The sequence below is a fragment of the Agromyces sp. P2_B3 genome (genome assembly GCF_056404815.1).
Window position 1 is genome coordinate 279,792 of sequence record NZ_JBFUDH010000002.1, and the last position, 21,621, is coordinate 301,412.

21 protein-coding genes are annotated in these 21,621 nt (G+C 71.0%); 12 read left to right on the forward strand and 9 right to left on the reverse strand.

Annotation, left to right across the window (positions count from 1 at the left end; translation table 11 throughout):
* Positions 1-44: 44 nt before the first annotated feature.
* Both AC1DZA_RS04135 and AC1DZA_RS04140 read right to left on the reverse strand, forming a co-directional pair.
* A complete protein-coding gene (locus AC1DZA_RS04135) occupies positions 45-1,829 on the reverse strand; it encodes an acetyl/propionyl/methylcrotonyl-CoA carboxylase subunit alpha (RefSeq protein WP_476771813.1) in 1,785 nt (594 codons plus the stop codon).
* A 129-nt stretch (positions 1,830-1,958) separates the two neighbouring features.
* Positions 1,959-2,597, reverse strand: a complete 639-nt coding sequence (locus tag AC1DZA_RS04140) for a Maf family protein (protein ID WP_476771814.1) — start codon at positions 2,595-2,597, stop codon at positions 1,959-1,961.
* Between the two features lie 46 nt (positions 2,598-2,643).
* On the opposite strand from AC1DZA_RS04140, the gene AC1DZA_RS04145 reads away from it, so the two are divergent.
* Genes AC1DZA_RS04145 through AC1DZA_RS04160 form a run of 4 tightly spaced genes read left to right on the forward strand, consistent with a single transcriptional unit; the run spans position 2,644 to position 6,959 of the window.
* Positions 2,644-3,981: a class I SAM-dependent RNA methyltransferase gene (locus AC1DZA_RS04145; RefSeq protein ID WP_476771815.1), complete on the forward strand. Its 1,338-nt coding sequence runs from the start codon at positions 2,644-2,646 to the stop codon at positions 3,979-3,981.
* Positions 3,982-4,004: 23 nt separating this feature from the next.
* Positions 4,005-4,712 carry a response regulator gene (locus AC1DZA_RS04150; protein ID WP_476771816.1) on the forward strand — a complete coding sequence of 236 codons (708 nt, stop codon included), beginning with the start codon at positions 4,005-4,007 and terminating at the stop codon, positions 4,710-4,712.
* Positions 4,699-5,937, forward strand: coding sequence for a sensor histidine kinase (locus AC1DZA_RS04155; RefSeq protein ID WP_476760615.1), 1,239 nt, complete (start codon positions 4,699-4,701; stop codon positions 5,935-5,937). Before AC1DZA_RS04150 ends, AC1DZA_RS04155 begins: the two co-directional genes overlap by 14 nt.
* A complete protein-coding gene (locus tag AC1DZA_RS04160; protein WP_476771817.1) occupies positions 5,934-6,959 on the forward strand; it encodes a hypothetical protein in 1,026 nt (341 codons plus the stop codon). Before AC1DZA_RS04155 ends, AC1DZA_RS04160 begins: the two co-directional genes overlap by 4 nt.
* A 319-nt stretch (positions 6,960-7,278) precedes the next feature.
* Here AC1DZA_RS04160 and AC1DZA_RS04165 read toward each other — a convergent pair whose 3' ends face one another.
* Together AC1DZA_RS04165 and AC1DZA_RS04170 are read right to left on the reverse strand one after the other, a co-directional pair.
* Positions 7,279-7,575 (reverse strand): acyl-CoA carboxylase epsilon subunit, encoded by a 297-nt coding sequence (locus tag AC1DZA_RS04165; RefSeq protein ID WP_476771818.1) that lies wholly within the window; start codon positions 7,573-7,575, stop codon positions 7,279-7,281.
* 8 nt (positions 7,576-7,583) lie between these two features.
* Positions 7,584-9,182, reverse strand: coding sequence for an acyl-CoA carboxylase subunit beta (locus AC1DZA_RS04170; RefSeq protein ID WP_476760612.1), 1,599 nt, complete (start codon positions 9,180-9,182; stop codon positions 7,584-7,586).
* 110 nt (positions 9,183-9,292) lie between these two features.
* On the opposite strand from AC1DZA_RS04170, the gene AC1DZA_RS04175 reads away from it, so the two are divergent.
* The 3 genes from AC1DZA_RS04175 (at position 9,293) to AC1DZA_RS04185 (ending at position 11,687) form a co-directional block, all read left to right on the forward strand.
* On the forward strand, positions 9,293-10,138 hold the full coding sequence (locus tag AC1DZA_RS04175) for a biotin--[acetyl-CoA-carboxylase] ligase (protein ID WP_476771819.1): 846 nt from the start codon (positions 9,293-9,295) through the stop codon (positions 10,136-10,138).
* A 19-nt stretch (positions 10,139-10,157) separates the two neighbouring features.
* Positions 10,158-10,706: a PH domain-containing protein gene (locus AC1DZA_RS04180; RefSeq protein ID WP_476771820.1), complete on the forward strand. Its 549-nt coding sequence runs from the start codon at positions 10,158-10,160 to the stop codon at positions 10,704-10,706.
* Positions 10,707-10,841: 135 nt separating this feature from the next.
* On the forward strand, positions 10,842-11,687 hold the full coding sequence (locus AC1DZA_RS04185) for a DarT ssDNA thymidine ADP-ribosyltransferase family protein (RefSeq protein ID WP_476771821.1): 846 nt from the start codon (positions 10,842-10,844) through the stop codon (positions 11,685-11,687).
* On the opposite strand, the gene AC1DZA_RS04190 is transcribed toward AC1DZA_RS04185, so the two are convergent.
* Complete coding sequence (locus AC1DZA_RS04190; RefSeq protein WP_476771822.1) at positions 11,665-12,285, reverse strand: GtrA family protein; 621 nt, start codon at positions 12,283-12,285, stop codon at positions 11,665-11,667. The genes AC1DZA_RS04185 and AC1DZA_RS04190 overlap by 23 nt on opposite strands.
* 91 nt (positions 12,286-12,376) lie before the next feature.
* Between AC1DZA_RS04190 and AC1DZA_RS04195 the strand changes: the two genes are divergently transcribed.
* Positions 12,377-13,507, forward strand: a complete 1,131-nt coding sequence (locus AC1DZA_RS04195; protein ID WP_476760607.1) for a 5-(carboxyamino)imidazole ribonucleotide synthase — start codon at positions 12,377-12,379, stop codon at positions 13,505-13,507.
* Positions 13,508-13,524: 17 nt separating this feature from the next.
* On the opposite strand, the gene AC1DZA_RS04200 is transcribed toward AC1DZA_RS04195, so the two are convergent.
* The gene (locus tag AC1DZA_RS04200; protein ID WP_476771823.1) at positions 13,525-14,664 is read right to left on the reverse strand and encodes a glycosyltransferase; all 1,140 of its coding nucleotides are present in this window, start codon (positions 14,662-14,664) and stop codon (positions 13,525-13,527) included.
* A gap of 165 nt (positions 14,665-14,829) precedes the next feature.
* Here AC1DZA_RS04200 and purE point away from each other — a divergent pair, with 165 nt between their 5' ends.
* Both purE and AC1DZA_RS04210 read left to right on the forward strand, forming a co-directional pair.
* Positions 14,830-15,297, forward strand: a complete 468-nt coding sequence (gene purE, locus AC1DZA_RS04205; protein ID WP_476760618.1) for a 5-(carboxyamino)imidazole ribonucleotide mutase — start codon at positions 14,830-14,832, stop codon at positions 15,295-15,297.
* Positions 15,294-16,661, forward strand: a complete 1,368-nt coding sequence (locus AC1DZA_RS04210; RefSeq protein WP_476771824.1) for an LCP family protein — start codon at positions 15,294-15,296, stop codon at positions 16,659-16,661. Before purE ends, AC1DZA_RS04210 begins: the two co-directional genes overlap by 4 nt.
* Before the next feature lie 21 nt (positions 16,662-16,682).
* Here AC1DZA_RS04210 and AC1DZA_RS04215 read toward each other — a convergent pair whose 3' ends face one another.
* A complete protein-coding gene (locus AC1DZA_RS04215; protein WP_476771825.1) occupies positions 16,683-17,660 on the reverse strand; it encodes a glycosyltransferase in 978 nt (325 codons plus the stop codon).
* Between the two features lie 41 nt (positions 17,661-17,701).
* On the opposite strand from AC1DZA_RS04215, the gene AC1DZA_RS04220 reads away from it, so the two are divergent.
* Both AC1DZA_RS04220 and AC1DZA_RS04225 read left to right on the forward strand, forming a co-directional pair.
* Positions 17,702-17,983: a hypothetical protein gene (locus AC1DZA_RS04220; RefSeq protein ID WP_476771826.1), complete on the forward strand. Its 282-nt coding sequence runs from the start codon at positions 17,702-17,704 to the stop codon at positions 17,981-17,983.
* Entirely contained in the window at positions 17,980-19,464 is a 1,485-nt protein-coding gene (locus tag AC1DZA_RS04225) for a glycosyltransferase family 2 protein (protein WP_476771827.1), read from the forward strand. Before AC1DZA_RS04220 ends, AC1DZA_RS04225 begins: the two co-directional genes overlap by 4 nt.
* 170 nt (positions 19,465-19,634) lie before the next feature.
* On the opposite strand, the gene rfbD is transcribed toward AC1DZA_RS04225, so the two are convergent.
* On the reverse strand, positions 19,635-20,486 hold the full coding sequence (gene rfbD / locus AC1DZA_RS04230) for a dTDP-4-dehydrorhamnose reductase (RefSeq protein WP_476771828.1): 852 nt from the start codon (positions 20,484-20,486) through the stop codon (positions 19,635-19,637).
* 5 nt (positions 20,487-20,491) lie between these two features.
* Positions 20,492-21,487 carry a dTDP-glucose 4,6-dehydratase gene (rfbB, locus tag AC1DZA_RS04235; RefSeq protein WP_476771829.1) on the reverse strand — a complete coding sequence of 332 codons (996 nt, stop codon included), beginning with the start codon at positions 21,485-21,487 and terminating at the stop codon, positions 20,492-20,494.
* Positions 21,488-21,621 lie beyond the last annotated feature (134 nt).

Genomic DNA, 21,621 nt, shown 5'->3' on the forward strand with positions numbered 1-21,621 from the left:
CTCGCGGGGTCGGGCCGGCCGGCAGCGCGTCGGGCCCAGCGGACTCAGGCCGCCGGCGCGTCCTTGATGGCGAGCAGCAGGTGGCCGCTCGAGACGGTGGAGCCCGCCTCGGCGTTCACCAGGCCGATGACGCCGTCCTTGTGCGCCATGATGGGCTGTTCCATCTTCATCGCCTCGAGCACGAGCACCAGGTCGCCCTTGACGACCTTGTCGCCTTCGGCGACGGCGACCTTGACCACCGTGGCCTGCATCGGCGCCTTGACGGCGTCGCCCGTCGCCGTGTCGACGGCGTGGGCGGCCGTCCGGCGGCGGGGAGCGGGCCCGGCCGTCGCCGCGCTGCCGGCGGACGTGCCGCTCACGAGCTTCTTCGGGAGGCTGACCTCGATGCGGCGTCCGGCGACCTCGACGACGACGCTGCTGCGGTCGGCCGGCGCCGCGGACTCGGCGAGCTCGCCCGACCACGGCTCGATGCGGTTGTCGTACTCGGTCTCGATCCACCGCGTGTAGACGGAGAACGGCGCGTCGCCGTCGGGCGCGAATGCCGGGTTGCGCACGATGTCGCGGTGGAAGGGCAGCACGGTGGGCAGTCCGGCGACCTCGAACTCGTCGAGGGCGCGGCGGGCGCGCTCCAGGGCGTCGGTGCGGGAGGAGCCGGTGACGATGAGCTTCGCGAGCAGCGAGTCGAAGGCGCCCGAGATCTCGTCGCCGGTGGTGACGCCGGAGTCCACTCGCACGCCGGGCCCGCCGGGGAAACGGAGCACGTGCACGGGCCCGGGGGAGGGCAGGAAGTTGCGGCCGGGGTCCTCGCCGTTGATGCGGAACTCGATCGAGTGGCCGGATGCGACCGGGTCGGGGTAGTCGAGCGCGCCGCCCTCCGCGAGGCGGAACTGCTCGCGCACGAGGTCGAGGCCGGTGACCTCCTCGGAGACGGGGTGCTCGACCTGGAGGCGCGTGTTGACCTCGAGGAACGAGACCGTGCCGTCCTGGCCGATGAGGAACTCGCACGTGCCGGCGCCGACGTAGCCGACCTCCTTGAGGATGGCCTTCGACGCCTCGTACAGCAGGCGGTTCTGCTCCTCGGTGAGGAAGGGCGCCGGCGCCTCCTCGACGAGCTTCTGGTGTCGGCGCTGCAGCGAGCAGTCGCGGGTGGACACCACGACGACGTTGCCGTGCGCGTCGGCGAGGCACTGGGTCTCGACGTGGCGGGGCTTGTCGAGGTACTTCTCGACGAAGCACTCCCCGCGACCGAAGGCGGCGACCGCCTCGCGGGTGGCCGACTCGAAGAGCTCGGGCACCTCCTCGCGCGTGCGGGCGACCTTGAGGCCGCGGCCGCCGCCGCCGAAAGCGGCCTTGATCGCCACGGGCAGGCCGTGCACGTCGACGAAGTCGAGCACCTCCGAGGCATCCGCCACCGGGTTCAACGTGCCCGGCGCGAGCGGGGCGCCGACCTTCTCGGCGACGTGACGCGCCGAGACCTTGTCGCCGAGGCGCTCGATGGCCTCCGGCGAGGGACCGATCCAGATGAGGCCGGCGTCGATCACGGCGCGGGCGAAGTCGGAGTTCTCGGCGAGGAAGCCGTAGCCGGGGTGCACGGCGTCGGCGCCCGAGCGGCGGGCCACCGAGAGCAGCTTGTCGATGACGAGGTACGTCTCGGCGCTCGTGGTGCCGTCGAGCGCATAGGCCTCGTCGGCGAGCTTGGCGTGGCGGGCATCGCGGTCCTGGTCGGCGTAGACGGCGACGGAGCCGATGCCGGCGTCACGGGCGGCCCGGATGACGCGGACGGCGATCTCGCCACGGTTGGCGATGAGGACCTTCGTGATGCGCGGCATAATGCTCAAGCCTATTGGCCGCCCCCCGAAGGCCTTTGGGTTGCTTCCACAAAAAAGGAACGCAACCCTTGCGGGCGTCGACAATGGTCGTGGGGGCGACGCATCCCGCGGGGCCGCTGATCCGGCCGGTCAGGCCCGGTTCCAGAGGGCGGTCCACTCGACGCCGAGCTCGCGAACCAGGTCGCGCAGCGTCGACAGCGAGAGGCCCACGACCGTCGACGGGTCGCCCTCCACCCGTCGGATGAACGGACCGCCCAGGCTGTCGATCGTGAAGGCGCCGGCCACGAGCAGCGGCTCGCCGGTCGCGATGTACGCGTCGATCTCGGCGTCGTCGAGCGCGGCGAACCGCACGGTCGCGACATCCGCCCGTCCCACCGCCGCGTTCGCGCGGCCGCCGCGATGGTCGATCAGCCAGTGCCCCGACCACAGGTCGCCGTGGCCGCCGTTCTGCGCGAGCCAGCGCTCGCGCGCCACGTCGGGCCGGTGCGGCTTGCCGTGGATGGCGCCACCGGTGAGGAAGGCCGAGTCGCCGCCGAGGATGAGGCCGTCGATCGGCTCGCCGTCGTGGGTGACGCCGACGATCGCCTCGGCCTTGGCCCGCGCGAGCAACTGCACCATGTCGGATGCCTCGAGCCGGCCGGATTCCGCCTCAGCGGCCGCGACGGCCGCCTCCTCGTCGACGCCCGGGGCGATCGCGATGGGCTCGATGCCGGCGGCCCGCAGGGTCTGCAGTCGGGCGGGCGACGTGGAGGCGAGGTAGAGGCGCATTCCCCCATCCTGCCGTCACCGCCGCAGCCTGTGGAATGCTCGGAGCATGGCCGAATCCCGTCGTCGTCCCCGCCGTCCCGATCCGCGTGGCCGCGGCTCCCGGCGTCCGGCCCCCGCTCCGCCCGAGACCGACGGTCCCGTCGTCGAACTCGACGTCGAGCGCGTCGCGCACGGCGGGGTCTTCGTCGCCCACCACGAAGGACGTGTGGTCTTCGTCCCCGACGCCGTCCCCGGCGAGCGGGTCGTCGCCCGGGTCACCGACCGGCGGCACGTCCGCTTCTGGCGTGCCGAGACCCTCGAGGTGCTCACGGCATCGGCCGACCGGCGCGAGCACGTCTGGGCCGAGGCATCCGTCGAACGTGCGCCGGCAGCGCGCGCCGGCGGCGCCGAGTTCGGCCACATCCGCATGGAACGGCAGCGGGCGCTCAAGGCGGAGGTGCTGCAGGACGCACTGGCTCGCATGGCCGGCGTCGAGCGCGACGTGGTGGTGCGCGCCGTCGATCCGTCGCTCGCGCCAGGCGTCACCGCCGAGGGCACGGGGTGGCGCACCCGCATCCGCCTGCAGGTCGACGACGACGGCTCGGTGGGGCCGTACGCCGCGCGGAGCCACACGGTCGTGCCCGTGGCATCCGTGCCCCTCGCCGTTGCCGCCCTGCAGGGGCTCGCACCGCTCGACGGGCGGTTCCCCGGTGCGCGCGCGATCGACCTCGTGGCCCCCTCCTCAGGTGACGCCGCCCTCGTGGTGGTCGACGGTGAGCGGATGCCGCGGGGCCCGCGCCCCACGATCCAGGAGCGCGTCGGCGACCGCACGTTCCGCCTCGACCGCGACGGGTTCTGGCAGGTGCACCGCGGGGCGGCAGCGACCCTCTCGGCCGCCGTGCAGGAGCTCATCGATCCCGACCTCTTCGATCCCCGGGCGGCGAACCTCGACCTCTACGGCGGCGTGGGGCTGCTCGCCGCCGCGGTCGGCGACCGGTTCGGAGAGACGGTGCGCATCACGACCGTCGAGGCCGAGGCCGGTGCCACCGAGCACGCGGGAGCGAACCTCGCCGACTGGGTCGGTGCTCGCGCGGTCACGGCACGGGTCGACCGCTTCCTCGATGACCTCGCCGAGGGCTCGTCCGCCGGAGAGCGGTCCCGCCTTCGTGATGCCACGGTCGTGCTCGACCCGCCGCGGTCGGGCGCGGGCCGCGCCGTGGTCGACCGGCTCGCGGAGCTGCGGCCCCGCCAGCTCGTCTACGTCGCGTGCGATCCGGTGGCCCTCGCGCGCGACGTGGGGCTCCTGCGGGAGCGGGGATACCAGCTCGACGACCTCGTCGCGTTCGATCTGTTCCCGAACACGCATCATGTCGAGGCCGTGGCCAGGCTGACCGCTATCGTGTGACTGTCGGGGAAAGGGGGACACGGATGTCTGGTGAACCACCCACGCCGGTTGCGGCGACCGTCGCGCCGGTTGCGGCGACCGTCGCGATCGTCGACGACCACGAGGCGGTCCGGCTCGGGCTGCGGGCAGCGTGCCGCGAGGCGGGCTACGTGGTGGTCGCCGAGACCGCGAACGTCCCCGACCTGCTCGTCGCCCTCGACGGCCGCTCCTGCGACGTGGTGGTGCTCGACCTCTCACTCGGCGACGGCTCCTCCGTGACGCGCAACGTGCACGCCGTGCGCGACACCGGCAGCGCCGTGCTCGTGCACAGCATCGCCGATCGCGTCGCCGCGGTGCGCGAGGCGCTCGCCGCCGGTGCCGCGGGCGTCATCCCGAAGGCGTCGCCCATGTCCATGGTCATCGGTGCGATCGCGACCGTCGCCAACGGCGAGGTGCTCAACAACGTCGAGTGGGCGAGCGCGATCGAGGCCGACCGCGACTTCGCGAAGGCGCAGCTCGGGCGTCGTGAGCGCGACGTGCTGCACCTCTACGCGTCAGGACTGCCGCTGAAGCTCGTCGCGATGCAGCTCGGCATCGCCCACTCCACGGCCAGGGAGTACCTCGACCGCATCCGGGCCAAGTACGTCGAGGTGGGGCGACCCGCGCCCACCAAGGTCGACCTGCTGCGGCGCGCAGTGGAAGACGGCATCCTCCCCGGACTCGATGGCGAAGGCGGGGATGGCCGCCGTTGAATGGCGGGTCGCGCGACTCGCCACGCGCCGCAGGACCGCGGTCACGCGTGCGCAGGTCGAGACCGTCTCGGGGCGTGCGCTCGGCCTCTTCGGGCTCGTGTTCGGGGCCCAGACGCTCCCGCTCGCACTCGCGCAGTCGTCGGCGCTGATCCCCGGAGCCGGCGCCGCCCTCATGGCGGTGCTCTACGGCACCATGGCGACGCTCGCCGTCGCGAGCGTCGCGAAGGTCGCCGTGCGCGGTGCGGCCCTCGCGCTCGCGGGCCTCTACGCCCTCGCGCTGCTGGTGTGGCCGCTGCTCGTCGTCGATCCTGCCGCACTCGACGGCCAGGCCCCGTGGCTCTACTACATCTGCACCGTCGCCACGGCCGCCGCCGTGATCGCCCTTCCCGTGCCGGGCGCCACCGCGTACACGATCGCCATCCCGATCGTCTACGGCATCATCCGGCTGTTCCCCGCGGGCGGGCAGGTCAACGGCCTGCTCGCGGTGCTCGACGCCATGTACGCGGTCATCCTCGGCGTCGCCGTCCTCGTCATCATCACCATGCTCCGCCAAGCGGCCGAGGCCGTCGACACCGCACAGGAGGGCGCGCTGCAGCGGTACGACCTCGCCGCCCGCCAGCACGCCACCGAGAACGAGCGGGTCAAGGTGGACGCCCTGGTGCACGACAGCGTGCTGACCACCCTGCTCTCGGCCGCGGCCGCGGCGTCACCCGAGGAGCAGGCGCTCGCGGCGCGCATGGCCCGCGATGCGATCAACCGGCTCGACGAGGCCGGCGCCTCCGGCCCGCGGGCGCTCGAGAACGTGGGACTGCCGGTGCTCGTCCGGCGGTTGCGGGCGGCACTCACGACCTTCTCGGCCCCCTTCACCGTGCGCGTGGTGAACGCGGGCGGGGTGGAGCTGCCCGTCGAGGCGGTCGAGGCGCTGTACACGGCGTCCGTGCAGGCGATGGTGAACAGCATGCAGCACGCCGACGAACCCGGACGCGCCACGCGACGAGAGCTCCGGATCCGCGGGGTCCGGGCCGGCGGCTGCGTGATCGAGATCGCCGACAACGGCGCAGGCTTCGACCGGTCGAGCGTGCCCGACGAACGGCTCGGGCTCCGGGTGTCGATCGAGGAGCGCATGGCCAACGCGGGCGGCAGCGCCGAGATCGTGTCCGCTCCGCACCACGGCACGACGATCACCATCGCCTGGCCCGCCGGCGCGTCAGGGGGCGACGCATGATCACCGTGCCCCGCTGGCTCCTCCTCGCGCTCGGCGCCCTCTTCTCGATCTACCATGTGGTGCTCGGCATCTACTCGCTGAACATCCCGCGCTCGCCGCTGCCCACGATCGTCGCGCTCGTGCTCTACTCGGTCGCGACGGCCGCGAGCCTCTGGCCGGCGAAGCGCATGCGGATGCCCGATTGGCTGGCCGCGTTCGACCTCGCCGTGAGCATCGTGATGCCCCTCCTGGTGACGAGCCAGCTCGATCCCGATGACCCGAACGGATACGCGACCTGGTACGTCGCCGCGGTCGGCACGCTGATGACCATCGCGGCGGCCAGGCGCCAGCTGGTGGCCGCGTGGACCGGCGTCATCGTGCTCGCGGTGCAGACGGTGATCTGGGCCGGGCCGATCGCGCTCGGCACCCTCGGCGTGATCGGCAGCATGGTGTGGGTGGCGATCGCCCACATGCTGACCACCGCCCTCACGACCGCAGCGCGGGAGACCCGGCGGTACGCCCAGGCCGAGCGCGAGGCGGCCGCGTGGCAGGCCGCCCAGGACGCGCACCTCTTCGAGGGTCGCATGCGACTGGCCCAGACGAATCGCATCGCGGCACCGATGCTCCGCCGCATCGCCGACGTCGGCGGTGTCCTGACCGAGGGCCAGCGGCGCGAATGCCGAATGCTCGAGGCGGCGATCCGCGACGAGATCCGGGGCCGGATGCTGCTGACCGACGCGGTGCGCAGCGAGGTGCAGCGCGCGCGTGAGCGCGGCATCACCGTGACGCTGCTCGACGAGGGCGGCATCGACGACCTCGACGAGCCCTCACGCGACCGCGTGCTCTCGCGCCTGGCGGAGGCGGTGGCGCGGTCGAACGCCGATCGCATCATCGCCCGCACCGCTGCGGAGGGCTCTCCGGTCGCCGTGACCGTGGTGGGCCTCAGGGAGCCGCTCGACGGCGCAGCGCCGGCACAGAACACCGACGACCTCGAGGTCGAGTTCTGGATGGAGATCCCGCGCAGCGAGGTGACCCGTGCGTGAGGTTCCCCCGACATGAAGGTGGGGGGCCGATCTGAGATCGACCCCCCATCAAGCCCGAGCCACGGCGACAACCCGAATATCGCCCTGACTCGCCCCCAACGGTCACCGGTTACCCGACCGGTGACGGTGGCGACTCCATCACGGAGCCTGCAACACCCATACTGGACCAGATCCAATGGATCGCAAAGTCATCATTTGGGGGGACAAACGAGGGTTTCGGGGGACAACCCCGACCGATCGTTCCGAGCGGCCCCCGCGATACGGCGGCGGCGGCTCCCCGGCTCCGCATCGGCCGACGCCGAACGGGGGACACGCCGGGTCAGCGCGTGGATCGCGACCAGGCGCCGCGGCCGACCTCGATGGGGGCGCGGAGGGCGTTGCCGCTCCGGACCCAGGGGTCGCGGCGGGGCTCCTCGTCGATCGCCGCGGCCCCGCCGGCCTCGTCGAGTGCCGCGAGGAGCACCGCGGCCACGGCGGCGGCCTCCTCGTCGCTCACCTGACGGGTGACGAATCGGATGGCGTCGACGCGGTCGTCGCCCGTGGCGTCGCCCGATGGTCCGGCGGTGCCGGGTGCACCGGGTGCGCCGGGTGTGCCCGTCGTGGTGTCGTCGGTCATGGCGCCCCCTACAGCGGGATGTTCCCGTGCTTCTTCGGCGGCAGGCTGGCCCGCTTGGTGCGGAGCGCCCTGAGCGCCTTCACGACGGCCACGCGGGTCGCCGCGGGCTCGATGACGCCGTCCAGCTCGCCGCGCTCGGCGGCCAGGAACGGGGAGGCGACGTTGTACGTGTACTCGTTCGCGAGCTTCGTCCGCACCGCCGCGACATCCTCGCCCGCCTCCTCGGCGCGCTTGATCTCGCCGCGGTAGAGGATGTTCACGGCGCCCTGGCCGCCCATGACGGCGATCTCAGCGGTGGGCCAGGCGAGGTTGATGTCGGCGCCGAGCTGCTTGGACCCCATGACGATGTAGGCGCCGCCGTAGGCCTTGCGCGTGATGATCGTGACGAGCGGCACGGTCGCCTCGGCGTAGGCGTAGAGCAGCTTCGCGCCGCGGCGGATGACGCCCGTCCACTCCTGGTCGGTGCCGGGCAGGTAGCCGGGCACGTCGACGAGGGTGAGGATCGGGATCGAGAACGCGTCGCAGAATCGCACGAAGCGGGACGCCTTCTCGCCGGCGGCGATGTTCAGCGTGCCGGCCATCTGGCTGGGCTGGTTCGCGATGATGCCGACCGAGCGCCCCTCGATGCGGGCGAAACCGATCACGATGTTCGGCGCGAACAGCGGCTGCACCTCGAGGAAGTCGCCGTGGTCGACGATGCCCTCGATGACGGCGTGCATGTCGTAGGGCTGGTTGGGGGAGTCGGGGATGACCGTGTTCAGGCGCCGGTCGTCGTCGGTGATCTCGAGCTCGGGCTCGGCGTCGTAGACAGGGGCATCCGACATGTTGTTGTCGGGAAGGAACGAGATGAGCGTGCGCGCGTAGTCGAGCGCGTCGGACTCGTCGCTCGCGAGGTAGTGCGCCACACCCGAGACGGTGTTGTGCGTCAGCGCGCCGCCGAGCTCCTCCATGCCGACGTCCTCGCCGGTGACGGTCTTGATGACGTCGGGACCGGTCACGAACATCTGGCTGGTCTTGTCGACCATGATCACGAAGTCGGTGAGCGCGGGCGAGTAGACCGCGCCGCCGGCGGCGGGGCCGCAGACGATCGAGATCTGGGGGATGACGCCGGATGCCGCGGTGTTCCGCCGGAAGATCTCGCCGTACTTGCCCAGGGCGACGACGCCCTCCTGGATGCGCGCGCCGCCCGAGTCGAGGATGCCGATGATGGGCACGCCGGTCTTCAGCGCGAGCTCCATGACCTTGATGATCTTCTCGCCGGCCACCTCGCCGAGGGAACCCCCGAAGATCGTGAAGTCCTGCGAGTACACCGCGACCTGCCGGCCGTGGATCGTGCCGGTTCCGGTGACCACGGCATCGCCGTAGGGACGCTTCGCCTCCATGCCGAACGCGTGGGTGCGGTGCCGGACGAACTCGTCGAGCTCGACGAACGAGCCGGGATCGAGCAGCTCGGCGATGCGTTCGCGAGCCGTCATCTTGCCCTTGGCGTGCTGCTTCTCGATCGCGGACTCGCCCGACGCGGTCACCGCTTCGTGGTACCGCCGCTTGAGGTCGGCGAGCTTGCCGGCGGTCGTGGAGAGGTCTGGGCCGTCAGTCGATTCGGTCACGCCGTTCACTCTACCGGCGAGCATCCGGCCGACTTCGTTGATGGTTTCCTACAAATCCGCCGGGTGACGTGGTGCATTCCCGTCACGCGCGGAACTGGGAGACTGTCGGCATGGACCTTCCGCTCAGCCGCGCGGCGGTGCCGCGCCTCGAGTTCCTCGCGTCGACGGGCTCCACCAACGACGACCTCCGCGCCGGCGCCGTCGGACCTGAGGCGGCGGCCTGGCCGCATGGATCCGTGATCGTCACCGACGACCAGACCCGCGGGCGCGGGCGCCTCGGTCGCGTCTGGCTCGCCCCGACGGGCAAGACGCTCGCGATCTCCGTGCTCCTGCGTCCGGCGCTCCCGGGCGGGACGGAGTTCCCCGCCGACGCGTACGGCTGGATCCCGCTCATCGCCGGCGCCGCCATGACGGAGGCGGTGCGACGCGAGGTCGACGCCGCGGCATCCGCAGTGCTCGACGCCGACGAGGACGACCGCAGCGGCGGCGTCGACGTGGCACTCAAGTGGCCGAACGACGTGCTCGTGTCGGACTACAAGGTCTGCGGCATCCTCTCGGAGCTGCTGCCCGGGGCCGGCGCGGTCATCGTGGGCGCGGGCCTGAACCTCACCCTCGACGAGCACGACCTTCCCACGCTCACGTCCACGTCGCTCCAGCTCGTGACCGGCGTGCCGCCGCACGCCGACCGGGTGCTCGCCGACTACCTCGGCACCTTCCTCGGGCTCGTGCGGGCATTCTCCGAGCACGGGGCGGACGCCGCGGCGAGCGGCATCGCCGACCGGGTCAGCGGCCTCTGCGGCACCCTGGGAACGGACGTGCGCGTCGAGCTGCCCGGCGGACGGGAGCTCCTCGGGGTCGCCGAGCGCCTCGACCGCGACGGCCGGCTGGTCGTGCGCGACGGGAATGGGGAGCTGCAGGCTGTCGCCGCCGGGGACGTCACGCACCTGAGGTATTAATGGGCGTATGAGCCCAGCCGTGCCGCAGCCCGCCGTTCCGCCGGCGATGCCGGCCGAGCGCGTCGTCGCACGGCTGCGGCGGCATGCGCGAGTGCTCATCGTGCCCGCAGCGCTGCTCGTCGTGGTTGCGGGCGCCGGAACCTACGGGGTGCTCGTGCTGCCCGAGTTCTGGCAGCAGCTCGCCGTCGTCGGGGTCGGCCTGCTCGTCCTGGTGCTCGGGTGCATCCTGCCGTTCCTCGCCTGGCTCGCCCGGCGGACCACGATCACCACCCGGCGGATCATCTCCCGCAGCGGCCTGTTCGCGCGCGTGCGCCGGGAGCTGCTGCACAGTCGCGGGTACGACGTGGTCGTGCGCCGGACGTGGGGGCAGAGCGCGTTCGGGTCGGGCGACGTGCGGATCAACACGGGGCACGAGCATCCGTTCGTCATCGCCGACGTGCCCAAGCCATTCCAGGTGCAGGCGGCGCTCCAGGAGCTCATGAACGAGGCGCGATCCCACGTGGCCGACCGGCGGCGCGCCGACCAGTCGATCGCCGACGGCGACACCATCGCCTGGGGCGGACGCTGAAGCCGATCGCGGTGCGGCGATCGCCCGATGGCGCCGTTCTTTCCACGTGGTGCGGCGGCGGGCGCCCGGAGGACGTAACGTAGACAGGTGGTCTCGTGCGCCCCCGAGCGCGAGCCGCATGATGAAGGGTTCCAGTTGGCCGACGAATGCATCCACGGTTTCGATGACGGCCTCTGCGCCATCTGCTTCCCGCCGAAGGAGCCCGAGCCCAAGCCGGTGGTCGTCGCTCCGCGCACCCGGAACGCCGACGGCACGCGGGCCGCGCGTCCGGCGCGTCCCGCCGCGCGGGTCCCGGGGAGCGCCCGGGCCGGAGCGCCCGCGGCCGGCACGCCCGTCGACCCCAAGACGGTCCGCATCTACCACCTGACCCACGTCGACAACCTCGCGTCCATCCTCGGGGAGGGCGCGCTGCTCGCCGACGGAGCCGGTGCGGCGCCCGCGGTCGACCTGTCGGCGCCCGACGCGCGCGCGTTCCGTCGGGCCGCCCCGATCGACCACGTCGACGCGGTCGTCGCCGACTATGTGCCGTTCCTGCTCTCCACCGACGCCCACGTCTGGAACGCCATCCGCACCGCGACGCCCGATCCGCGGCTCGCGTCGGGGGCCGTCGAGCGCCAGCCGGCCGACCACGTGATCCTCGTGAGCTCCGTCGCCAGCGCCGTCGGGGCGCGAACCGACACGGCGGGAACGGTGGTCGTCACCGACGCCGACGCCGCGGCGGGCGGCGTGGCCGCGGCATCCGAGTGGCCCGATGTGCTCCGGATGCTGCAGCGACTGCATCGCGAGGAGGAGGGGTCGCGCATGCTGTCAGCCGAGTTCCTCGTGCGGGAGTCACTGCCTCTCGAGCGCGTGCTGCTCATCGCGGTCGGGAACGACCGGGTCCGCGACCGGGTGCGCACGGCGCTCGACGCGGTCGGCCTCAGGACCCGTGTCGCGGTGTACCCGCCGTGGTTCCAGCCTACGGCGCTCGTGGAGGAGTGACCTCGGCGGCACTCGTCGCCGTGGCATCCGTCGCCGTCGCGGCATCCGCCGCTCGCGCGGAATCCGACGCTTCGTCGGGCTCTTCGAAGATCGCGCGCTGCGCCTCCTCGACCCGGTCGAGGTTCGACAGGCCGTCGCTGCGATGCTGCCCGTAGACCCAGTAGCGGTAGAGCACGAATCGGAAGGCCGTGCCGAGCGCGAGGCCGACGACGTTGGTCGAGATGTTGTCGGCGAGCAGGCTGGTGTATCCGAGCCAGTGGTGGGTGATCCACAGGCAGCCCAATGAGATGAGCATGCCGCCGACGGACACGATCGTGTACTCGATGAACTCGCGCACGTAGTTCCGCCGGCGGTGCGCCCGGAAGGTCCAGTAGCGGTTGCCCAGCCAGTTGAAGATGATCGCGACGCTCGTCGAGATGGTCTTCGCGCCGATCGCGGACTGCGCCCAGTGATCGTCGCCGAAGACCCCGAGCCGCAGCAGGTTGAAGAGCGTGACGTCGATCACGAGGCCGATGAGGCCGACCACGCCGAACTTGACGACATACGCGAGCAGGCCGTGCCAGAGGCGGGCGAAGGCGCTGCCGACTCGTGTGGACACCGCCACATCCTATGTCGTCGGCCTCGGCCTAGACTGAACGAGGCGCCCTCGCAGCGGCGCATCGACGGACGACGGCGAATGGAGTGCACGGGTGCGGGTCGGAGTGATCGGCGGCGGGCAGCTCGCCCGGATGATGATTCCCGCGGCGATCGAGCTCGGAGTGGAGCTCCGGGTCCTCGCCGAGGCCGACGGCATGTCGGCGGCGCTGGCCGCCGACCGCGTTGGCGACTACACCGACGCCGAGACGGTGCTCGCGTTCGCGCGTGACGTCGACGTGGTGACCTTCGACCACGAGCACGTGCCGCAGGACGTGCTGCGGCGTCTCGTCGACGCCGGCATCCCCGTGCACCCCGGGCCCGACGCGCTTCGCTTCGCACAGGACAAGCTGCTCATGCGCGAGCGCCTCTCGGAGCTCGGCCTGCCGGTGCCCGACTGGGCGCGCGTGCAGACCACCGACGAGCTCGACGACTTCATCCGCGACCACGGCGGGTCGGCGGTGGTCAAGACGCCGCGCGGCGGCTACGACGGCAAGGGCGTGCGCGTCGTCCGCGCTGCGGCCGAGGTGGCGGAGTGGTTCACCACCGTCGCCGAGGACGGCCGTGGCGGAGCGCTCCTCGTCGAGGAGCTCGTCGACTTCCGCCGTGAGCTGGCCCAGCTCGTGGCTCGCCGGCCCTCCGGCGAGATCGTCGCCTGGCCCGTCGTCGAGACCGTGCAGGTCGGGGGCGTCTGCAGCGAGGTCATCGCGCCCGCCCCGCATTCGGCGGGTCGGCTAGCGGATGTCGCCGCGGATGTCGCGATCACGATCGCCGAGGGCCTCGGCGTCACCGGCGTGCTCGCCGTCGAGCTGTTCGAGACGACCGACGATCGGGTCCTCGTGAACGAGCTCGCCATGCGGCCGCACAACAGCGGTCACTGGTCGATGGACGGCTCGACGACCGGCCAGTTCGAGCAGCACCTGCGCGCGGTCCTCGACCTGCCCCTCGGCGGCACCGGAAGCCACGAGGCGTGGTCGGTCATGGTCAACGTGCTCGGCGGACCATCCGAGGGCACCCTCGCCGACCGCTACCCCGAGGCGCTCGCCGGGCACCCCACCGTGAAGCTGCACAACTACGGCAAGGCACCGCGACCGGGCCGCAAGGTCGGCCATGTCACGGCGATCGGCGACGACCTCGACGACGTCGTCTACGAGGCCCGCGCCGCGGCGGCGGTCTTCCAGGACTGAGCGGGCAGCGCGCGGAATCAGAGGTCGGCGTGCAGCTGCCAGACCCGCTCGGCGGAGTCACGCCAGCTGAAGGCGCGAGCCCGGTCGTGCCCGGCGATCGACAGCCGCTCGGCGATCGTCTCGTCGGTCGCGACCGTGGAGATCGCCGCGGCGAGCCGGTTCACGTAGCCGTCGCCCGCGACGCCGACTGCCACCGCCAGCCCGGCTCCCGCCGCCGTCTCGACGTACTCGGGGATGTCCGAGTGGATCACGGGCGTGCCGAGCGAGAACGCCTCGATGAGCGTCGCGGGGTCGCCCTCCTCATGCCGTGGTGCGATGAACGCGACCGCGCCGCCGAGCACCACCGCCAGGTCTTCGTCGGAGAGCGTGTCGAACGACTGCACCATGCCGCGACGGAGCCCTGACTCCTCCGCCACGTTCGCGAGCTGTTGCTCGCCCCACTCCCGCGGCCCGATCACCGCGAGCGGAAGCTCCGGCATGCCAGGGCGGCCGAGTGCGGCGAGCACATCGCCGACGCCACGGTGCGGCTCGAGCGAGCCGATCGTGACCAGGTAGGCGCGTGGCAGCCCGAGGGCCTCGAGTCGCCGTTCGACATCCGGTGGGACCGTGAGTCCCGACCGAGCCGCGGAGCTGATGACCCGGATGCGGTCCCCGAAGTCGTAGAGGTCGCCGATCCGGCCGGCAAGCGCGTGCGTCGAGGCGACGACGGCGTCCGCGTGCTTCCAGGCGCGCTTGAGCATCGCGCGTCGCCAGGCGCCCTCGACCGTCGACAGCGACTCGGGGTGCGTCGACGCCATGGTGTCGTGCACGGTCACCACCACCTGGTTGCCGCTCGCGCGGTCGTGCTTGCGCAGCGGCGCGAACAGGCTGGGGGAGTGGATGATGCCGCCCCCCGGCGAGGTCGTCAGTCCGACCTGCCACGCGGCGGCGAGCTCGCGGCGGGCCAGTGAGGTGCGGTAGAGGTCGGCGAGCCCGGGGAGTTCGGCCTCGATGCGCTCGTAGTCGGCGGGCGGAGACGACGAGACGATGCCGGCCACCTCGCAGTCGGCGGGAGCGCTCGAGATGAGCGAACGCGTGAGGTCGAGGGTGTACCGCCCGACCGCACCCGGTACGGGAGCCGTCAGCTGGTCGACGATGACGCGCAACCGTGTGGTCATGTCCGCTCGCCTCCTGTTCCCGTTCAATCTATCGCCAGCGTCTGACCGCCCGCCGTGCCCTGTGGAGAGCGCGACGGACCCTCTGCGTGCCTTCGGGGAACTGCCAGTGCAGCCGTCTACACTCATCGGGTGACTGCAGCTACCACCCCGCTCGTGGGCGTCGTGATGGGTTCCGACTCCGACTGGAACGTGATGCGCGAGGCATCCGAACTGCTCGAGGAATTCGGCGTCGCCCACGAGGTCGAGGTCGTCTCGGCGCACCGCACGCCCGAGAAGATGATCGCCTACGGTAAGGAGGCAGCCGCCCGCGGCCTCAAGGTGATCATCGCCGGCGCTGGGGGAGCGGCCCACCTGCCGGGCATGCTCGCCTCGGTCACGACCCTGCCCGTCGTGGGCGTGCCCGTGCCGCTGTCGCGGCTCGACGGGCTCGACTCCCTGCTCTCGATCGTGCAGATGCCGGCAGGCGTGCCCGTGGCCACCGTGTCCATCGGCGGCGCGAAGAACGCCGGCCTCATCGCCGTGAAGATCCTCGCGACGTCGGATGCCGCGTTGAGCGCCGCCCTCGCCGACTACGCCATCGCCCTCGCCGCCCTCGTCGAGGAGAAGAACGAACGGCTCAAGTCCACCCGATGAGTCTCGCCGCAAGCCCGATCCGCTTCCCGGATGTCGCCTCCCGCACGGTCATGACCCGCCGCGCGTGGTGGCTCATCGTGCTCAACGTGCTCATCCCCGGCTCCGCCCAGGTGCTCGCCGGCGACCGCAAGCTGGGACGCTTCGGACTCGGGGCGACCCTGACGCTCTGGTTCCTCGCCGTCGCCGCCCTGGTCGTCTGGTTCGTCTGGCCGACCGTGCTCTACACGGTGTTCTCGACGAGCATCACCCTCTGGGTGGTCGCGGCCCTCCTCGTGTTCTACGCGGTGCTGTGGGCCATCCTGACCCTCGACACGCTGCGCCTCGTGCGGCTCGTGAAGACCGCTCCGTCGGCCCGTGCGTGGGTCGCCGCGCTGTCGGTCGTGCTCATGGTGGCCGTCTCCGGCACGGCTGCCTACGGCGCGTACCTCGCGACGACGGCGAGCGGATTCCTCTCCTCGGTGTTCGTGGCCGGACCGAGCGAGCCGCCCATCGACGGCCGCTACAACGTGCTCCTTCTCGGCGGCGACGCCGGGCCCGACCGCGACGGGCTCCGGCCCGACAGCATCCGGGTGGTGAGCATCGACGCGGAGACGGGCCAGGCCGTCACCATCGGCCTCCCACGCAACATGGTCGACGTCCCCTTCAACGAGGACTCGCCCCTGAATTCGGTCTATCCCGAGGGATACGGAGCCATCGACGGCTGCGAGGTGGACGTCTGCATGCTCAACTCGATCTACACCGAGGTCGAGCTGAAGAGCCCCGACATGTATCCCGACGCGGTCTCGCAAGGCTCCGAACCGGGCATCGAGGCGATGCGGGATGCCGCGGAGGGCATCACCGGATTGCCGATCCAGTACTACGTGCTGATCGACATGGCAGGATTCCAGCAGCTCATCGACGCACTGGGCGGCGTGACGATCAACGTTCCCGAAGACGTACCGATCCACGCCGACGAGACCTTCACCACGGTTGCGGAGTGGATCCCCGCCGGCGAGCAGCACCTCGACGGCTACCACGCGCTCTGGTACGCGCGGTCCCGCCATGGCACGAGCGACTACGACCGGATGGCCCGTCAGCTGCAGCTCCAGGAGGCAGTGCTGGCGCAGTTCAATGCAGCCAACGTGCTCTCGAAGTTCCAGGAGATCGCTGCGGCGGGATCGCAGGTCGTGAAGACGGACGTGCCGCAGGGAATGCTCGGGTACTTCGTCAACCTCGCGTCGAAGACGAAGGAGCTGCCGGTGATCGACGTGCCGCTCGTGCCCGACAACGGCGTGGATCCCGAAGATCCCGACTACGACTACATCCGCCAGCTGGTGCAGCAGGCCGTGTTCCCGCCTGCGTCAGAGGAGCCGGCGGAGGGCTGACCTGCCCCGTGGACGCGACGGTCAGGTGATCAGGGCCTTCAGCCACGTCGGGATCATGCCGCGGCGACGGATCAGGCCGTGCACCGTTCCCGTGCCGATCGCCAGCACCTGCGCGAGGCGCTGGGGGCCGCTCACCATCGAGACGATCATGCCGCCCATCTCGCGCTTCAGCACCGCGAGCACCCAGCGCGGGCGCTTGCGAGCGTTCCGGAAGATGAGGTCGATGTTGTTCCTTGCGATGTAGTAGCGCCGGAACGGGGAGTGGTACTGGTATGTTGCGATGCGTCCGCTTCGACGATGGCGCATGGGGATGCCGAACGGACGCAGCTCGGCGCGCCGTCCGATGGAATGGCGGATGTCGGTTCCCTTCGCGACGGCGATGCGGAAGCCGTGATCGCGCACCCGAAGGCAGTACTCCGTGTCGACGCAGTCGATGACGAGGCCCTCATCGAACACCCCGGCGACTTGGAGGCACTCACGCGAGATGACGAAGCCAGACTGGATGGCCTCCGGGACGAGCCCCAAGCCCTCTGGCGACCACCACGTGGGAATGGCCGGCTGGCCGTTCACCCGGTCGGTGCAGACGATGCCGAGCCGCGTCACGGGGTTGGCGCGTGCGAAGGTGCCGAGGCACGCGGCGACGTAGCCGTCGGGAAGGGCGGTGTCCTGGTCGGTGTTAACGACGAAGTCCGCGCCGTCGTCGAGTGCGGCCGCGACGCCGACGTTGAGCGCTCGAGCGATCCCCGCGTTCCGCTCGAGGCGGATGACGCGCACCGACGGGGCCGCTAGCCGCTCCAGAACCTCATCCGCTGCTGGGCCGGACCCGTCGTCGACGACGATGACCTTGTCGACTTGCGCGGCCAGCGCCCGCACGTTCCCGAGCACGGCGGAGTCGGGTTGGTAGGTGGGAACGACCGCGATGACCCGCGGTGCCGCGCCCCATGGGACCGGCCGTCGCTCGCGGACGGGGACGGTTCCGACGGGGCGCGCATGGGGCATTAGGCTATTTTAGAGCCGCCGTCGGAAGGAAATGATCGAGCGTGTCCGCCGCCAAGAAGCCAGCAGGTCGCGCCACGACGCCCCGACCTCCCTCAGTGGACGAACTCCGCACCGAGCAGGAGCTCTCGCTCGTCGACCGGGTGATCGGCCTCGAGCAGCAGCTCAACGAGCGTTCCGAGCGCCAATTGCTGTCGCCCTCGGAGCAGGTCGCCGTCGAACGGCGCCTGCACGCCATGAGCACCTCGCCTGAATGGCGCATCGGTCGGCTCGCCACCTTCCCGCTCCGCGTGGCCCGCTACGTCAAGCGCCGAGTCATCCGATGACGGCGCGGACCCGAGGCGCCGACGGTATCGAGGTCTGGATCACGACCGCGGGGCGGCCGGGCACGGATGTCGCGACATCCGTGGGCTGCGCCGCCGCGGCAGGCGTCGCTCCCGAGAACATCTTCCTCATCATCGATGCGGAAGGCGGAGCGGATGCCCGCGAGGCCAGGGCGCTCGTGGACTCCCTCGGACTCGGCCAGCTCGCGGCCGACGTCGCGGCGCTCGACGAGCGCCTCGGCGCGACGACGGCCCGCACCATCGTCCTGGTCCGGTCCGCGAGGCTGGCGACGTCGGGATGCGCGGCGATCAGCGGATTCCTGGACCGGTTCGCCGAGGTGGCCATGGTCTACGGCGACTCCAACGACAGCGGCGGCCGTGACGTGCTGCGACCGGCGTACTCGCCGATTCGATTGCGCGGCAGCGACTTCCTGGGCCCCATCATCGGCCTCCGGGTCGACGCCATCCGCGCGCTCGGCGGCATCACGGGAATCGGCGTCGACACGTTCGCTTTCGAGCTCGCGTTGCGCGCCGGCGCATCCGTCGCCCTCCTGCCCGAGGTGATTGCGACGAGCGACGCCCTCGCCGTCGGTCCGACCGACGACCTGCGGGCCGCTGTCGAAGCGGTGTTGCCCCCGAGGGCCGCCGTGGAGCAGCTCACGCCGGGACTCCGTCGCGTGCGATATGGCGTTGCGGGCGAACCCCTTGTCTCGATCGTCATCCCCACACGCGGTGGGTCCGCCTGGATCGCGGGAGCCGATCGCGTGCTCGTGGTGGATGCCGTGCGGGGGATCGTGGAGACCTCGACCTATCGCAACGTCGAGTTCGTGATCGTCGCCGACGCCGAGACACCCGGCGAGGTGCTGGCCGATCTCACGGCGCTCTGCGGCGACCGGCTGACCCTCGTGAGCTGGGATGCCGAGTTCAACTTCAGTGCCAAGATGAACCGCGGCGCCGCGGCCGCGCGTGGCGACTACCTGATCCTGCTCAACGACGACGTCGAGCTCGTCACGGTTGACTGGATCGAGACGATGCTCGGACTGGCACAGCAGCCCGGCGTCGGCATGGTGGGGGCCCAGCTCTACTTTGAGGACAGCACGCTGCAGCATGCGGGCCAGGTCTACTCCGGAGGTGTCGCCGGTCACGCCGCCTTCGGCTGGGCCGGGGGCCGCGACGACTCCCTGCGCTCCCTCACCATCGATCGCGAGGTCTCGGGTGTGACGGCCGCCTGCGCGATGATCTCCCGCGACCTGTACACCGAGGTCGGCGGCTTCACCCTGGCTCTGCCCGGCAACTACAACGACGTCGACCTCAACCTCAAGGTACGCGCCACAGGCCGCACAGCCGTGTTCTCGCCGTGGGTCCGGCTATATCACTTCGAGTCCAAGTCGCGCGATCCGCGTATCCTGCCCACCGACCTCGAGACCCTGCAGGGCAGGTGGCTGCGCCGGATGCAGGTCGAGATGTACTCCCGGATGCTCTGACCCCGACAGTAGGCGCCGTGTCAGAGCCGCTCGGCCAGGCCGGCGTCGCCGCGCACGCGCACGACGGCATCGGCGAGGGCGTCGGGAGAGGTGTCGCAGGCACGCCGCGTTGTAGCGGGCGATCGCATCCGGCGGGGATGGGATCATCTGGTGACCACGATCGAGAGTCGTCACCCGAGTTCGAGTACTCCTGCCGCGGCGGCTACGGAGAGCGCTTCGCGCCAGTCGCGCATCGGCGTGAGTCCTGCGGCCGCCCAGCGGTCGTGACCGAGTACCGAGAAGGCGGGGCGCGGTGCAGGCCGGACGAAGGCGGCGCTGTCGGTGGGGGAGATGCGCTCGGGGTCTAGTCCGGCCTCCTCAAGCACAGCGCGGGCGAATCCGAACCAGCTCGTGCTGCCGCTGTTCGTGCCGTGGTAGATGCCCGCCGGGGCATCCGCGTCGATCAGCTCGACGATCTGCACCGCCAGGTCGGCGGTCCAGGTGGGCTGGCCGACCTGGTCGTCGACGACGGTCCACGTCTCGCGGGAGTCGGCGATCGCGAGCATGGTCTTCGCGAAGTTCGGGCCGCCTGCTCCGTAGAGCCACGCCGTGCGGACGATGTAGGTGCTCTCGGGGTTCGCCTCGAGCGCGAGACGCTCGCCCGCGGCCTTCGTGCGTCCATAAGCCGAGATCGGGTCGTACGGTTCGTCCTCGGCGTACGGCTCGCTCGCCGATCCGTTGAAGACGTAGTCGGTCGAGATGGACACGAACTTCGCCCCCGCCTCGGCGGCCGCGGTCGCGAGGTTCAGTGCTCCGGTGGCGTTCACGGCGTAGGCCTCATCCTCGTGCGTCTCGGCGTCGTCGACCTTGGTGTACGCCGCAGCATTGATGACGACGTCGTGGCCGGCAACGGCTGCGCGGACCGCCGCGGAGTCCGTCACATCCAGGTCCGCCCGTCCGAGAGCGGTCACCTCACGGCCGGTCAGTGCCTTCTGAAGGTCGAGGCCGAGCATTCCGGATGCGCCGGTGATGAGGTATCGCACGGCGCCTACTGCCCCTGGGCGGTGTAGCGCGCCTCGGTGGCGTCCTTCTGGGGAGCCCACCATGCCTCGTTGTCGCGGTACCACGCGATGGTCGCGGCGAGGCCGGCGGCGAAGTCGCCGTACGAGGGCGCCCACCCGAGCTCGGCGCGGAGCTTGGAGGAGTCGATCGCGTAGCGCAGGTCGTGGCCGGGGCGGTCGGTGACGAGGTCGTAGGCGTCGGCGGGCTGCCCGAGTTCGGTCAGGATGAGCTCGACGACATCCTTGTTGTTCTTCTCTCCGTCGGCGCCGATGAGATAGGTCTCGCCGATGCGCCCCTTCTCGAGGATGGTCAGGACTGCCGACGAGTGGTCGTCCGCGTGGATCCAGTCCCGCACGTTCTCGCCGGTGCCGTAGAGCTTCGGGCGTTCGCGGCGCAGCACGTTCGTGATCTGGCGGGGGATGAACTTCTCGACGTGCTGGTACGGACCGTAGTTGTTCGAGCAGTTCGAGATCGTCGCCTTCACCCCGAAGGAGCGCACCCACGCGCGCACGAGCAGGTCGCTTCCGGCCTTGGTCGAGGAGTAGGGGCTCGAGGGGTTGTACGGCGTGTCCTCGGTGAAGCGCTGGGGATCGTCCAGTTCGAGGTCACCGTAGACCTCGTCGGTGGAGATGTGGTGGAACCGCACGTCGTGACGGCGTGCCGCCTCGAGCAGCGTGTAGGTGCCGACGATGTTGGTGTCGAGGAACGGCCGCGGGTCGTCGAGCGAGTTGTCGTTGTGGCTCTCGGCGGCGTAGTGCACGACGGTGTCGTGCTCGGCGAACAGGGAGTCGACGAGCGGGGCATCCGCGATATCGCCCTTGACGAACCGGAAGCGATCCTCGGGCAGTCCTTCGAGCGAAGCGAGGTTGCCGGCGTAGGTGAGCTTGTCGAGCACGGTGACGGTGTGGTCGGTGCTCTTCAGCACGAAGTGCACGAAGTTCGAGCCGATGAAACCGGCGCCGCCGGTGACGAGGATTCTCATGCGCGTGGGTACCTGCTTCTCTCACTGTCCAAATCTCAACGAGTCTACCGGTCGATGGTGCCGCCATCTGGGCCCAGTCGTGTTCGCCGACTCGGAATCGTAGGACGCCCGCGGTGGGCATCCGGCCCCCCATG